A 13,453-nucleotide genomic window follows, 5' to 3' on the forward strand; every position below is an offset into this window, starting at 1 on the left:
TCGGCCCGAAACGACGTCTTCACGATATCTTATCGGCTTGCAGTAAAGGACGGTCATGAATACACGGGAGGAGGTGCCGACGACCGTCGTGGGGGATGCGGGAGGCGCGCTTGGGAACGAGTACGGGATAGTCTGCGCGATGTTCGACGTGCGCGGCGGCGGGCCGGGGCGCGTGGTCGACGGCGCGATCGTCGACATCGTGTCGATGCTCGGTTCGCTCGCCCTGTGGGCGCGCGCGAACGGGCAGCTCGACGGCGCGCAGCCGAGCCTCTTTCACGACGCGCCGTTCTACGACGTGTATCGCTGCGCGGATGGCGAATGCGTGACGATCGGCGCGCTCGAGCCGCCGTTCTACGCGCTGCTGGTCGAACGGCTCGGGCTGACGGATATCGATCCGGCGTCGCAGTACGACCGTGCGCGCTGGCCTGCGCTGAAGGCGCGTTTCGCCGACGTGTTCGCGCAGCAGCCGTCCGCGCATTGGCGTGAGTTGCTCGAAGGCACCGACGCGTGTTTCGCGCCGCTGCTGAGCGTGGCCGATGCGGCCGCGCATCCGCACAACGCGGCGCGCGGGATCTATCGGACGGATGAGAACGGCAACGTGCGGGCGCGCGTGGCGCCAAGGTTCCTGCCGTTGGCGGAGGACGAGGCGGAGTAGAAACGCCAGTATGTCGAGGTCGTTGAGCTAGTGGCGAAATGCACTTTAACGAAAGGTCTCGAGAATATTTGGTGCCAATATTGGTGCTGAATTTGGTGCTAAATAGAGTACAATCGATCTCCTGTTGAAGAAGGAGTCGACATGCCTCATACCATCCTGGCCAGCGTTACCGCGAGTGTTTCGGAACTGAAGCGGAACCCGATGGGGACGGTCGCGGCGGGAGAGGGTTTCCCGGTCGCGATCCTGAACCACAATGAACCTGCGTTCTATTGCATCCCGGCGAAGACGTGGGAGGCGATGGTCGAACGCCTTGAAGATATCGAAGACAACGCGCTCGCCGACAAGCGCGCCAAGGAAAAGGTCGTCAAGGTCAAGCTGAATGACCTTTGAGCTTGCCTTTCTCGAACCTGCTCTGAAAGAGTGGAAGAAGCTCGATCGCACCGTTCGCGACCAGTTCAAATCGCGGCTCGCCGAGCGGCTCGAGAATCCTCGGATTCCGTCTGCCAAGCTGCATGGTCATCCGGATCGCTACAAGATCAAGCTACGCAGCGTCGGTTACCGGCTCGTCTACGAAGTGCGCGATTCGGAAGTGCTCGTACTGGTCGTGGCGGTCGGTCGACGCGAGCGCGATGCGGTCTATCTTGCCGCGATGAAGCGTTAGAACCACATGTGCCGCACATCGGAGCGGCAAGCTTGTCTACATGTCTGACCGCTCAGCTCGACTACACGCTCATCGTCTTCTGGACGGAGGGGCGATCCTTCAAGCGCGGAGAACCGCTCACGCCGTTTCCTCCGGCGCATCCGGCATCTTGCCGTCGCCGACGCGGTTGATCGTGCCCTGCGCGATCGCGACGAGCCGCTCGTGATCGCCGTCGATGACGAACACATGACACTGGCAGGTCGCCTGGTGCCGGCCCGCATAGACGAGCTTCGCGCGGGCGACGAGCGTACCGTTCACGGCCGGCCGCAGGTAGTTGATCTTGTATTCCGCCGTGATCACGCGCGGGCCGAGCACGAGCGCGCCGGCGAACGTCAGCGCGTTGTCCGCGAGGTAGCTGATGACGCCGCCGTGCACGAAACCGTGCTGCTGCCGCAGTTCTTCACGCACGGGCAGGCACAGCGACACTTCGTTGTCGCCGATATGCATCAGCTCCGTGCCCAGCAGCATGCTGAACGGTTGCGCACGCAATGCGCCGCGCGCGTGGTCCGTGATGTCGGTCATCGACTTTCCTCGAAATGAGTGCCCGCTTGCGCTGAACTCTAGGAAGGGGGATGCGGATAAGCAAGGAAATTCGTCCGCATTTTGCGCAATTTTCGGCGCGATGCGCCGTGATTGTTGCGTCGAATGCCGTAGATTTCCCTGTTTGCGGGCGATTCCGCGAGAATGCGCGGGCAACGCGAACTTTGCCGCCGTCCGTTCCTAAAGTCCGACGAAGAAATGCCGCTAATGCCGGGGCATTGCCTCATCGTCCGCTTTCCAGGAATCTCCCCCATGTTCGGAAAAATCAAGCTCGCGTCGGGTCTGCTCGGCGTGTTGACCGTGTTTTGCCTCTTCCTGTTCGCGATCGAGGCGCTCGGCTTCTGGGCGCTCAAGTCGACGCGCAGCGGCGTCGACGATCTGTCGAACATCGCGATCGCGCAGGTCGACGCGGCCAGCCAGGCGACCCAGCAGCTGCTCGACGCGCGCATCAACCTGTCGCGCGCCGGCACGCGGATGGTGCGCGGCGGCCCGAAGCCGGAAGACATCATCCGCCATGCCGGCGCGTCGCTCGCGGAGGCGGACAAGGCGTTCGCCGCGCTGACGGCCGCGCAGCCGGTCGACGATACCAACCGCGCACGCGTCACGGCGCTCGCCGAGCGCTATCGCGCGCTGCGCGGCGCGCTGGGCGAACTCGTGCAGTTCCTCGACGCCGACAACATCCAGGCCTTCCTCGACCAGCCGACGCAGAGCATCCAGGACGCGTATATCGCCGAGCTGCGCCGCTTCACCGACTATGGCGGCGCATCGAGCCGCACGGCGCTCGACACGATCGACGGCGGCATGCTCTGGTTCAAGTCGGTCGGCATCGTGCTGCTGGTGGCGATGCTTGCGGCGAGCGCGGCGATCTACGCGGCCGCGCGGCGCGCGGTCGTCGCGCCGCTGGAAGAAGCCGGCCGCCATTTCGAGCGGATCGCGCAGGGCCGGCTCGATGAAGTCGTGCGGGCAGGCGGCGTGTTCGAGATCGACCGGATGCTGCGCGGCCTCGCCACGATGCAGACGAGCATCGCGGGCACCGTGCGCACGGTGCGCCACGCGTCCGACGCGATCCACCTCGGCGCGGGCGAGATCGCGGGCGGCAACGCCGACCTGTCGGCGCGCACGGGCACGCAGGCCGCGTCGCTGGAGGAAACGGCCGCGAGCATGGAGGAACTGACGGCGACCGTCCGGCAGAACACCGACAGCGCGCGCGCGGCGAGCGCGCTGGCCGACGCGGCGCTCGAGGCGACGAGCCACGGCGGCGGCGTGGTCGACAGCGTGATCGACCGGATGCGCGGCATCGCGCAGAGCTCGGGGCGGATCGCGGAGATCATCTCGGTGATCGACGGCATCGCGTTCCAGACCAACATCCTTGCGCTGAACGCGGCTGTCGAAGCCGCACGCGCAGGCGAACAGGGGCGCGGCTTTGCGGTCGTCGCGGGCGAAGTGCGCTCGCTTGCGCAGCGCAGCGCGCAATCGGCGAAGGAGATCAAGGCGCTGATCGAGGATTCGGTCGCACAGATCAACGGCGGCGCGGAGCTTGTCGAGCGCGCCGGCGAGGCGATGCGGACGGTGTCGTCGTCGATCACGCGCGTCGTGCAGACGATGTCCGAGATCACCGCGGCGTCGGTCGAGCAGAGCGTCGGGATCGAGCAGGTGAACCAGGCCGTCACGCAGATGGATCAGCTCACGCAGCAGAACGCGGCGCTGGTGGAGGAGGTCGCGGCGGCGGCGGCGTCGCTGAACGACCAGACCGCGCACCTGATGCAGGCGGTGTCGGTGTTCGAACTGGGCGATGGCCGCGCCGCACGCGGCGAGCGCGCGGCGCCGTCGTTCGCCGACGCGGGTTACGCGCCGGCGGGTAGCGCCGCGTAAGCGGTTTCGAGGTGGTAGGGCGTCGTCGACGGCATGTCGGCGCGCGCCACCTGCCCGTCGGCCGTCTTGCACTCGAACCAGCCGCGCGGATGCAGGAAGCGCGCGGCGAAGCGTTCGATCTGCTGCGCGAGCGGCGCGGAGGCCGGCGTACCGCCGTGCGTCGCAAGCGCGCGCAGGTATTCGGTCTGCGCCCAGATCCGCTGCGTGCCGTCGATCCACGCGCCTTGCGCGTCGAGCGCCGCGCAGACGCCGCCCGTCTGCGGATCGACGCCGTATTGCTCGGCGAACGCGAACGCGCGCGCCAGCGCGCCGGGGAGCCCGGTCTGCGCGAGCCGCGCGCCGGCCGCATCGACCAGATAGAACCACTCGAACTGATGGCCGGGCTCGAAGCGGTTGTCGGCTGCGCCGAGCGGCAGCTCGGCCACGCAGCCGGTTGCCGCGTCGACGAACGTGCGCTCGACGGCCTGCGTGGTGTGCGCGAGCGCGTCGTCGAACGCCGCGTCGCCGAATGCGTCGGCCGCCGCGAGCCACGCTTCGGTCAGGTGCATCAGCGGATTCTGCAGCGCCCCGCTGCCGGATGACGAGAAATCGGCGTGGCGCGCCGCATCGAGCAGCGCGTCGCCGCGGCGCGGCGCGAAACGGTCCTGAATCAGCGCGGCGGTTTCCTCGGCCGCCTGGCGCGCGGCGGCGTCGCCCGACGCCGCATACCACGCGGCGCACGCGAACACGATGAATGCGTGCGTATAGAGATCCTTGGTCGTGTCGAGCGGTGCGCCCTGCGCGTCCACGCTGTAGTTCCAGCCGCCGTGGTGCGGGTCGCGAAAGCGCCGGCCCAGCGCGTCGAACAGCGTGGCGGCGTGCGCGGTGTCGCCGGCCTGGGCGAACACGAACAGTTGCCGTGCGCAGGCCATTGCGCGATAACGGGTCACGGGCAGCGGCGCGTGGGTGGCCGGATCGACGGCTTCGAACGGCAGCTGTAATGTCTGGTCGAACCCTGAACCTCGCCAGATCGGCAAGACGACGTGCGCGAAATGGTGGCGCAGCTGGGCGGCCTGGGCGGAAGCGGAGTCGGAAACGGACATGACGGGGTTGAGCGCTGGGTTCGAAACGTGTCGGCGCGGCCCGGAGGATCGGCGCGGCCGGGGCCAAGGATAAAACATTCCGCACGGCCGGCACCAAAAAAGGAGATAAATCGCATGCTGAGCAACCTGGAACTCGTGATGCGGCTCGTCCTCGCAGCGGCGCTGGGCAGCGTCATCGGCTTCGAGCGCGAGCGCCTGTCGTGGGCGGCTGGCCTGCGTACGCACATGCTCGTCTGTGTCGGTTCGACGCTGATCATGATCGTGTCGGCGTTCGGGTTCGCCGATGTACTTGGCAGCAACGACCACATCGTGCTCGATCCATCGCGGATCGCCGCGCAGGTCGTGTCGGGCATCGGCTTCCTCGGCGCGGGCTCGATCCTGCTGCGCGGCGAGATCGTGCGCGGGCTGACGACTGCGGCGAGCCTGTGGTCGGTCGCCGCGATCGGCCTCGCGGTGGGCGGCGGGCTTTACGTCGCGTCGATTTCGGCGACGATCATCATCCTGATCATCCTGGCCGGCATCAAGCCGCTGGAGCGGCGCTACTTTACGGTGCGCCAGCGGCGCCAGCTCGCGCTGACGGTCGTGAGCGGCACGCTGAACTTCGATTCGCTGCACGCGGCGCTCGGCCCGGACAGTGCGCGCGTGAAGCAGTTCATCGTGCAGCGCGCCGATGATACAGGCGAGCACGACGAGGTGCGCATCGCGCTCGCGCGGGTGTCGGAACTCGAGTACCAGGCGATCTGCGACAAGCTGCGTGCGCTGAAGGGCGTCACGCGTTTCGAAGAGGGGAACGGGTTGTCGGGCGACGAATAGGCTGAATCGGCGACGGGGCATGCGACAATGGCCGACCAGATTCCGTTCGACTTCCGGTTCCGCGCCAGCGGGCCCCGCCATCCGATTTCCATGACCGAATCCGTTTCCTCGCCTCGCTCCCGTTCCCGTTCCAATCGTTCGTCCGCCCGTTCGCGCCCGCGCTCGGCTGCCGCCGCGGGCAATACGTCCGCAAGGGCGGTGGTGCGGTCCGGCAGTGCGCCGGCTGGCGACGCGTCGCGGGACGAACGGACGCTCGACCTGTTCGGCGATCCGGTGCTCGAGCCGGGTGAGCGCGTGCCGGTTGCGGCGCGTGACGAAGCGGGCGCGCCAGGCGATGCGGCGGTCGATGTCGCGGACGATGTGGCTTCCGGGCGGCAGGCTGCGCTGGACGGGTTCAGTGCGCCGGAAGGTGTGGACACGGCAGCCCATGTCGAAGTGGCAGAAGGTGCTGTGACGCCGGAAGTCGCGACGGTGGCGCGCGGTGTTTCGGCGCCTGAAGGTGGGGATGTTGCACACGTCGACGTCGCACCCGCTTCGGGCGGTGTCGCGATGAAGGCGGTCGATGTTCCCCTCGCCGGTGACGTTGCAACGGAGGCCGCCGTTGGGTCTGCGGAAGAGGGCGCCGCAGCGGTGGCGACCAAGCTGCAAGCAACCGATGGTGCTGCGGCGAAGGCGACCGAGTCTCAAGCGGTTGGCGGTGAAGTCGAGACGGCAGGTGTTACTGCTGCTGCCGCCGCCGTCAAATCCCGTGAAGGACGACCTTCCGATGGTGCCGTGAAGGAACGCCGTGCGTCGTCGGGCGGCAAGCGCCGGGCGGCTGCCAGTGCAGGCGACGCGACAACGGGGCAATCCGCGCCGGTCGTGACGAATGTCGACGCGGCGCTGGAGCCGGCCGGGGCGAGCACGACGCCGGACGCGGTGTCGACGGTAGCGCCGCAGATGTCGGCGCAGCCGGCCAAGCCGGTGATTGCCGCGAACACGGCGAACACCGCGAACACCGCGAACACCGCGAACACCGCGAAGGCCCAAGACGCCGCGCCGCAGGCCACCGCCGTATCCCCCGTCACGCAGGCGATGGCTTCCGCTGCCTCGTTTGTCACGAAGCCGTCGGCGGAGCGCGCACAACCGGCCGCGCCGGCCTTCGATCCGGATACGCACCTGCGCCCGCTGACCGACCGGCTCGCCGCACTGCAGGCCGACGTGGATGGCCTGACAGGCACGGCCGATCGCGAGATGCGCCGCGTCAACCGCTTGCTGCTGGCGTTGGCCATCGTCGTGCTGGCCGGGCTCGTCGCGCTGGTGATGCAGACGCGGCAGATCGCGCACCTGAAGCAGGACGTCGCCACGAAGCAGCAGCGGATCGATCGCCTCGCGGCCGATCTGTCGACGCAGCAGGCAACGCTGATGACGCTCGAGGAACATCACGAAGCGCTGCTGTCGCAAGTCGACCGGCTTCAGCGCAACGCGAATCGCGAGGCGGCGGTCGCGAAGCGTGCTCGCCGCACGCGTTAATCGTTTCGACCCTATCCTGGGAGCCCGACGGAGCAAGGATCGCCGTTCTGTACCGGCGATCGGCCGTCGCGCGCATGCGTCAAACGGAAGCGGTGCGCTGGCAGAGTTCAGGGAAAACCCTTAGAATGACGTCAATCTAAGGGAAAACCCTAGCCACATCTGTCAGGAGTCTCACATGAGCTTCATCCTCGCCCTGCTGCAAAAGATCGACGACCTTTTCGTGTCTCCGCACCTGCCGCTCGACGCCGAATACTCGTACGCTGCACGTCGTGCCGAAGCCGAGCGTGTGCGCCGTGCACACCTCGTGCCGATCGTCCTGTACCGTCGCTGATTCGCTGATTCGCTGATTCGCTGATTCGCTGATTCGCTGATTCGCTGTCAGCGCGGCGCTTGCCGCACCTGCCTGTCCGCTTTCCGCCGCTGCCATCGCGCGCCGGCGCGACCGTCCCGCTACACTGGAAGTCCGATTCCGTTCACGGTGACCGGGCCATGTTGCAGATGCGGCCGATGACGGCCAGCGAATTCCACGCGTACCGCACGCGAGCCATCGACGGCTACGCGAGCGATCTCGTTTCATCCGGGCAGAATGCTGTCGAAGACGCGGCCAGCCGGGCGCGCGCCTGTTTCGACACGCTGCTGCCGGACGGCCTGCGTACCTCCGGCCAGACCCTCGTCATGCTCATCGACGGCGCCAGCGGCGACACGGTGGGCGACCTCTGGTACGCGATCGTGCCCGAAGGGCCGAACCGCACGCTGTTCATCTACGACCTCGACATCGCCCCGTCCCGGCGCCGCCAGGGCTGGGCCACGCGTACGCTCGAGGCACTCGATGCCGAGGCACGCCGGTACGGCGTCACCGAGATCGGGCTGTCGGTGTTCAATCACAACGCGGCGGCCCGCGCGCTGTATCGGGCGTGCGGCTTCGCGCCGATCACGACGACCTTGATCAAGCCAGTCATTTCGGACTGAATCCACTAGCGGGCGCCGCGTCGTCATGCGCTGGCGATTCGACTCGCCGCGACGGGCCAACGCTGGCCGACCTCACGATCCTTCCAGAACGCCGAACGCCGAACGCCGAACGCCGAACGGCCATCCGGCCGTTCGGCAATCGTCACCGGCAATCGTCACCGGCAATCGTCACCGGCAATCGTCACCGGCAATCGTCACCGGCACACGTCACCGGCACACATCACCGCGCGCGCCCCTTCCATCTCCGCAACAGCAACGCATTGGTCACGACGCTGACGCTGGAAAACGCCATCGCCGCACCCGCGATCACCGGGTTCAGCCAGCCGAGCGCCGCGAGCGGCACGCCGACCAGGTTATAGACGAACGCCCAGAACAGGTTCTGCTGGATCTTCCGGTACGTGCGTCGCGAGATGTCGATCGCGTCGGCGACGAGCGCCGGGTCGCCGCGCATCAGCGTGATGCCGGCCGTGTGCATCGCGACGTCCGTGCCGGTCGCCATCGCGATGCCGACATCGGCCGCGGCGAGCGCCGGCGCATCGTTGATCCCGTCGCCGACCATCGCGACGATCCCGCCGTGCGTGCGCTTCAGCTCGGCGACGACGCGCGCCTTGTCGTCAGGCAGCACCTGCGCATGCACCTCGCCGATGCCGAGCGACGCCGCGACGGCGGCCGCACTGCCGCGGTTGTCACCCGTCACGAGCACGCTCGCGACGCCGCGCGCCGACAACGCCGCAATCGCGTCGCGGGCGCTCGGCTTCACGGTGTCGCCGAAGGCGATCAGCGCGAGCAACGCGCGCGGCGCATCGGCGCGCATCAGCCACGAGATCGTGTTGCCGGCGCTTTCGAGTTCCGCCGCGCGGGCGTCGAGCGCGGGCGGCACCGCGATGCCGAGCTCGTCGCGCCAGCGCGTGCTGCCGGGCGCGAGCAACTGCCCGCCGACGCGTGCTTCCACGCCGCGTCCGGCCACCGCGCGCGCATCGGCGGCGACCGCCGGCGGCACCGCACCGCCGCGTGCGGCCATGTCGGCATCGTGCGCGGCGACCACCGCGCGCGCGAGCGGATGGTCGCTCTGACGCTGTACCGCCGCCGCGAGCGCGAGCGCTTCGTCATGCGGCACGCCGACCGCTTCGAACGCCGTCACGGACGGCTTGCCTTCGGTCAGCGTGCCGGTCTTGTCGAGCGCGATCACGGTCGCGCGCTGCGCGAGTTCGAGCGCCTGCGCATCCTTGATCAGCACGCCGTGCCGTGCCGCGACGCCGGTGCCGGCCATGATCGCGGCGGGCGTCGCGAGGCCGAGCGCGCACGGGCACGCGATGACGAGCACCGCGACCGCGTTGAGGATCGCGGTTTCCGTGCCGGCGCCGGCGATCAGCCAGCCGACCAGCGTCAGCAAGGCGATGCCGAGGATTGCCGGCACGAACACCTCGCTCACGCGATCGACGAGCCGCTGGATCGGCGCCTTCTCGGCCTGCGCGGATTCGACGAGGCGGATGATGCGCGCGAGCGTCGTCTCTGCGCCGATCGCGGTGGTTTCCACGACGAGCGCGCCTTCGCCGTTGATCGAGCCGGCCGTGACGGCGTCGCCGTCGTCCTTCGGCACGGGCAGGCTTTCGCCGGTGATCAGCGATTCGTCGATGTGCGAGCGACCCGACACGATCCGGCCGTCGACGGGCACGCGCTCGCCGGGACGGATGCTGACGCGGGTGCCGACGCGCACCTGCGCCAGCGGCACGTCGCGCTCGATGCCATGCTCGATGACGCGCGCGCGGTCGGGACGCAGCGCGTTCAGCGCGCGGATCGCGTCGGTGGTCTGGCGCTTCGCGCGCGATTCGAGCCATTTGCCGAAGCGCACCAGCGTGACGATGACGGCCGACGCCTCGAAATACAGGTGGCCGGGATGCAGGGGGGCGCGCAGCAGCATCCACAGGCTCAGCCCGTACGCGGCCGACGTGCCGAGCGCGACGAGCAGGTCCATGTTGCCGGTGCGCGCCTTCACCGCATGCCAGGCCGCGCGATAGAAGCGCGCGCCGTAGCCGAACTGGACGATCGATGCGAGCAGGAGCTGGAGCCAGCCGGGCAGCATCAGGTCGATGCCGAACGGCGCGACGAGCATCGGCGCGACGAGCGGCGCGCTCAGCACCGCAGACCAGATCACGAGATCGCGTTCGCGAATCGCTTCGAGGTGCTTGCGGGCGTCGGGGTCTTGCGCGGGGCTGGTCGGTTGCCCGTCAGTGCCGACTGCGGCACCGGCTGATGATGCGGCGGTGAGCGACGCGCGGTAGCCGGCTGTGGTGACGGCTGCGATCAGCGTGGCAGCGTCGAGGGCGCCGGCGCCGTGCACCGATGCCCGTTCGGTCGCGAGGTTGACGGTCGCGCGCGCGACGCCCGGCACGGCGGCCAGCGCCTTTTCGACGCGGCCGGCGCAGGACGCGCAGGTCATCCCGCCGATGTCGAGTTCGAGATCGGCGGGGACGATGGAGGCTGCCGGCGGGATCGCGGCGCCGGCAACCGGTGTCGCGCCATAGCCGGCTTGTTTCACGGCGTCGGCGAGCCGGGCGGCGGTCACGTCGGGGGCGGCGTCGACGGTGGCCCGTTCGGTCGCGAGATTGACCGACGCACGCGTGACGCCGGGCACCTTCGCCAGTGCTTTTTCGACGCGCGACACGCACGACGCGCAGGTCATCCCGTCGATGTCGAGTTCGATGCTGGCGGGCGCTGCAGGCACGGCGGGCGCGGCAGGCGACGAAGGTGCGAACGTGGCGACGCCGCCATCCGTTACGGTCGGCGTCGCGCCGTAGCCGGCCTGTGTCACTGCTTCAGCGAGCCGTGCGGCGGAAACGTTCGCCGCGGCATCGACGGTAGCCCGTTCAGTCGCGAGATTGACCGACGCGCGCGTGACGCCCGGCACCTTCGCCAGCGCCTTCTCGACGCGCGACACACACGATGCGCAGGTCATCCCGTCGATATCGAGTTCGATGGTGGTGTTGGCCGGAAGCGGGCGGCTGGTAGTGGAAGCGGCTGCGGCCATCGCCGCTGGTGGCACGTCGACAGGAGGTGCATGCGGCGCTGCGGCGGCTTCGAGTACCGGTTCGCGCACGGCGGCGCGGTAGCCGGCTGCGCCGACGGCCTCGACGAGTTGTGCGGCGTCGACCGTTTCCTGCGCAGTCACCGTTGCCGTGTGCGCGTCGAGGTCGACCGTCGCGTCGGCGACGCCCGGCACCGCGGCCAGCGCCCGTTGCACGCGGCCCGTACAGCCGCCGCAATGCATGCCGTCGACGCTGAGCTCGATCGTATGCAGCGCTGCGGAGGCAAGTGGTTCAGTCATGTCGGATTCCCTGAATGCGCGGCTCATGCCGCCAATGATCCCAGTATCAACATTCCCATGATGGTAAGGTCAAGCGGTGCATGATGCACGCGATGCAAGGCGGGCGAATCGGCTCAAGGCCATCACTGTTCACAGGGTGCCACGGCCCGGAAAAAGCGAACGCCCGGCTTCCGGGCGGAACGCCGGGCGTCACGTGCTTGCACGCGATCGCGTGGTCACGCGCAGAGCTTGGCGCTCGCGAGACGGTTCAGGCTGACGCCTTGTTCGGCGGCCTGGATCACCAGCGCGCGGTGAGCTTGCGGCGGGATGCGGACCTTGAATTCACCGCTGTAGGTTCGGTCGGCGATCGGTTCTGGCACTTTTTCGCCGTTCGCGGTCATGTCGCGCACGACATCGGCGACGAGTCGGCGAATGCCGCCCAGCGCGCCTTCCGGTGTCGCGTCGAGCCACGAAAGAGAAGGGAACTCCGCGCACAGGCCGACGTGCTCCCCGTCCTCCGGGGACCACGTTACGCGGTACGTAAAGTGGTCTTGGGTCATGATTTCTGTTCCTTCAGTCGGTCGATCGCGCGAGAACCTGCCGCACCTGACAGGCCTTGGCTTTCCAGCGATCGTTCTGGATATTCACTCGAGGGTCGCCTTGCCACGGTGTCTTGAAGATGGCGTGGCTTGAACCGGATTGGCGGGCCTGGCCGAAGTGTGCGTCGCAGACCTCGAACGGATCGCCGAATCGCACATTCGCGGGCTCGCGCCTCATTTGCTCGAGGATCTTCCAATCGCTTGCCGTGCTGAATGGTGCCAATAGTGACACCACTCGTCAATCCGGATGGCAGCTCGATCGACGCCGAGACAGATCCGAAGCCGGCCAAACCCGCTTCGATGCCGCCCCAATTTGCCTGAAGATCCGGCGAAATATTCCAGACCCGCTCGGCCGGCGGATACGCGCCGCCAGCTAATCGGCATATTGGGGGATGCCCTGAGGCGCTATGATACCGGCCTGACATCAGCGCCCGCCGTTATGAACCGTAGCGAAACGGTTGTCCGGGCAGGCTGGGGTGCCTTGCTTTCGCCCTTCGCAAGTCGAACAAGGCGTTGACTGAAAAGAACGATATTCGGCCAGTAATCGATGATTGAAAACCAGCAGGAATCAGTTTCTCTGCGGCGCGCGTGCGCGTCGCTGGCCATTGCGGCGATGCTAGCGGGGTGCGCATCGCAACCGGACGCGATCCAGCGGAAAACCGGCTGGATGCGCGCGGAAGTCGCCGACTCCTATGTCTACGCGTATCCGCTCGTGCTGATGGACGTCGCGAAGGAAGCGGCGACGGGCGGCGACGGGGCGCAACCGGGACAGGCGCCGCTCAACACGCTGCGCCACGCGCAGGCGCTGCCGCCGGTCGGCGCGGTCAATCCGCCGCTGCCGGGCGTCGACACGCTCGACTCGACCGGCTGGCTCGACGTCGCCACCGAACCCGTGATCGTCACGTTGCCCGACACGCGCGGCCGTTACTGGGATGCCCGCGCACTCGACATGTGGACGAACGTGCTGTGGTCATCGTCGAGCGTGGCTGCACGCGGGGCTCGTGGCGGCGCGCGATCGCAAACGATTGCCTTCGCCGCGAAGGATTGGCAGGGCACGCTGCCGAAGGGGGCGGTGCGGATCGACGTCCCGTCGGCCAACGCGTGGCTCGAAGTCCGGCTGCAGACGAGCGGCGGGCGCGACCTCACGAACGTGAAGAAACTGCAGCGCGCGATCCGCGTGGTGCCGCTGTCCGTCTACACGGGCGCCACGCGCGGCGCGTCGGTCGCGGTCCATGCGGGCAGCGCGCCATCCGAGGCGGTGGGCGGCGGCACGCCGGCCGAACAGGTGGCCGCACTCGATCCGAAGGCGTTCTTCGCGCGCTTCGCGCAGGCGCTGCAGGACAACCCGGCACCGGCCGACGACGCGCACGCCCAGGAGCTGCTCGGCGACATCGGCGTGTCGGCCGG

At 68.2% G+C, this 13,453-nt stretch carries 13 protein-coding genes and 1 pseudogene; 9 read left to right on the forward strand and 5 right to left on the reverse strand.

Going from position 1 to position 13,453, the window contains the following annotated elements; all coding sequences use genetic code 11:
• Nucleotides 1-73 precede the first annotated feature (73 nt).
• The 3 genes and pseudogenes from G3O00_RS32430 to G3O00_RS32440 form a co-directional block, all read left to right on the forward strand.
• Nucleotides 74-655 (forward strand): annotated as a pseudogene (locus tag G3O00_RS32430) (CoA transferase); the annotation flags it as partial.
• A gap of 141 nt (nt 656-796) precedes the next feature.
• Nucleotides 797-1,045: a type II toxin-antitoxin system Phd/YefM family antitoxin gene (locus G3O00_RS32435; RefSeq protein WP_089428849.1), complete on the forward strand. Its 249-nt coding sequence runs from the start codon at nt 797-799 to the stop codon at nt 1,043-1,045.
• Entirely contained in the window at nt 1,035-1,316 is a 282-nt protein-coding gene (locus G3O00_RS32440) for a type II toxin-antitoxin system RelE/ParE family toxin (protein ID WP_174934810.1), read from the forward strand. The genes G3O00_RS32435 and G3O00_RS32440 overlap by 11 nt, the downstream gene beginning before the upstream one ends.
• 117 nt (nt 1,317-1,433) lie before the next feature.
• Here G3O00_RS32440 and G3O00_RS32445 read toward each other — a convergent pair whose 3' ends face one another.
• Nucleotides 1,434-1,877 (reverse strand): PaaI family thioesterase, encoded by a 444-nt coding sequence (locus G3O00_RS32445; RefSeq protein WP_011353771.1) that lies wholly within the window; start codon nt 1,875-1,877, stop codon nt 1,434-1,436.
• Nucleotides 1,878-2,147: 270 nt separating this feature from the next.
• Between G3O00_RS32445 and G3O00_RS32450 the strand changes: the two genes are divergently transcribed.
• Nucleotides 2,148-3,767 (forward strand): methyl-accepting chemotaxis protein, encoded by a 1,620-nt coding sequence (locus G3O00_RS32450; protein WP_011353772.1) that lies wholly within the window; start codon nt 2,148-2,150, stop codon nt 3,765-3,767.
• On the opposite strand, the gene G3O00_RS32455 is transcribed toward G3O00_RS32450, so the two are convergent.
• Nucleotides 3,740-4,849: an AGE family epimerase/isomerase gene (locus G3O00_RS32455; protein ID WP_206145432.1), complete on the reverse strand. Its 1,110-nt coding sequence runs from the start codon at nt 4,847-4,849 to the stop codon at nt 3,740-3,742. The two genes, G3O00_RS32450 and G3O00_RS32455, sit on opposite strands and share 28 nt — an antisense overlap.
• A gap of 114 nt (nt 4,850-4,963) precedes the next feature.
• Here G3O00_RS32455 and G3O00_RS32460 point away from each other — a divergent pair, with 114 nt between their 5' ends.
• The 4 genes from G3O00_RS32460 to G3O00_RS32475 all read left to right on the forward strand — a co-directional run bounded on the left by G3O00_RS32460 (nt 4,964) and on the right by G3O00_RS32475 (nt 8,143).
• The gene (locus G3O00_RS32460) at nt 4,964-5,662 is read left to right on the forward strand and encodes an MgtC/SapB family protein (RefSeq protein WP_174934816.1); all 699 of its coding nucleotides are present in this window, start codon (nt 4,964-4,966) and stop codon (nt 5,660-5,662) included.
• A gap of 90 nt (nt 5,663-5,752) precedes the next feature.
• The gene (locus G3O00_RS32465) at nt 5,753-7,174 is read left to right on the forward strand and encodes a flagellar hook-length control protein FliK (protein WP_206145433.1); all 1,422 of its coding nucleotides are present in this window, start codon (nt 5,753-5,755) and stop codon (nt 7,172-7,174) included.
• Nucleotides 7,175-7,349: 175 nt separating this feature from the next.
• Nucleotides 7,350-7,505 (forward strand): hypothetical protein, encoded by a 156-nt coding sequence (locus tag G3O00_RS32470; protein WP_006481665.1) that lies wholly within the window; start codon nt 7,350-7,352, stop codon nt 7,503-7,505.
• Between the two features lie 158 nt (nt 7,506-7,663).
• Nucleotides 7,664-8,143 (forward strand): GNAT family N-acetyltransferase, encoded by a 480-nt coding sequence (locus G3O00_RS32475; protein ID WP_174934820.1) that lies wholly within the window; start codon nt 7,664-7,666, stop codon nt 8,141-8,143.
• A 220-nt stretch (nt 8,144-8,363) separates the two neighbouring features.
• Here the strand turns inward: G3O00_RS32475 and G3O00_RS32480 are convergent, their stop codons facing one another.
• The 3 genes from G3O00_RS32480 to G3O00_RS32490 all read right to left on the reverse strand — a co-directional run bounded on the left by G3O00_RS32480 (nt 8,364) and on the right by G3O00_RS32490 (nt 12,281).
• Nucleotides 8,364-11,468 (reverse strand): heavy metal translocating P-type ATPase, encoded by a 3,105-nt coding sequence (locus G3O00_RS32480; RefSeq protein ID WP_206145434.1) that lies wholly within the window; start codon nt 11,466-11,468, stop codon nt 8,364-8,366.
• A 215-nt stretch (nt 11,469-11,683) separates the two neighbouring features.
• The gene (locus G3O00_RS32485) at nt 11,684-12,007 is read right to left on the reverse strand and encodes a toxin-antitoxin system HicB family antitoxin (RefSeq protein ID WP_206145435.1); all 324 of its coding nucleotides are present in this window, start codon (nt 12,005-12,007) and stop codon (nt 11,684-11,686) included.
• A gap of 13 nt (nt 12,008-12,020) precedes the next feature.
• Nucleotides 12,021-12,281 (reverse strand): toxin HicA, encoded by a 261-nt coding sequence (locus G3O00_RS32490; protein ID WP_206145436.1) that lies wholly within the window; start codon nt 12,279-12,281, stop codon nt 12,021-12,023.
• Nucleotides 12,282-12,593: 312 nt separating this feature from the next.
• Between G3O00_RS32490 and G3O00_RS32495 the strand changes: the two genes are divergently transcribed.
• Nucleotides 12,594-13,453 (forward strand): DUF1254 domain-containing protein (locus G3O00_RS32495; protein WP_206145437.1); only part of this gene is annotated, 860 nt, incomplete at its 3' end.

Origin of the sequence: Burkholderia sp. Ac-20384 (assembly GCF_017104605.1) — a bacterium.
GTDB lineage: Bacteria > Pseudomonadota > Gammaproteobacteria > Burkholderiales > Burkholderiaceae > Burkholderia > Burkholderia lata.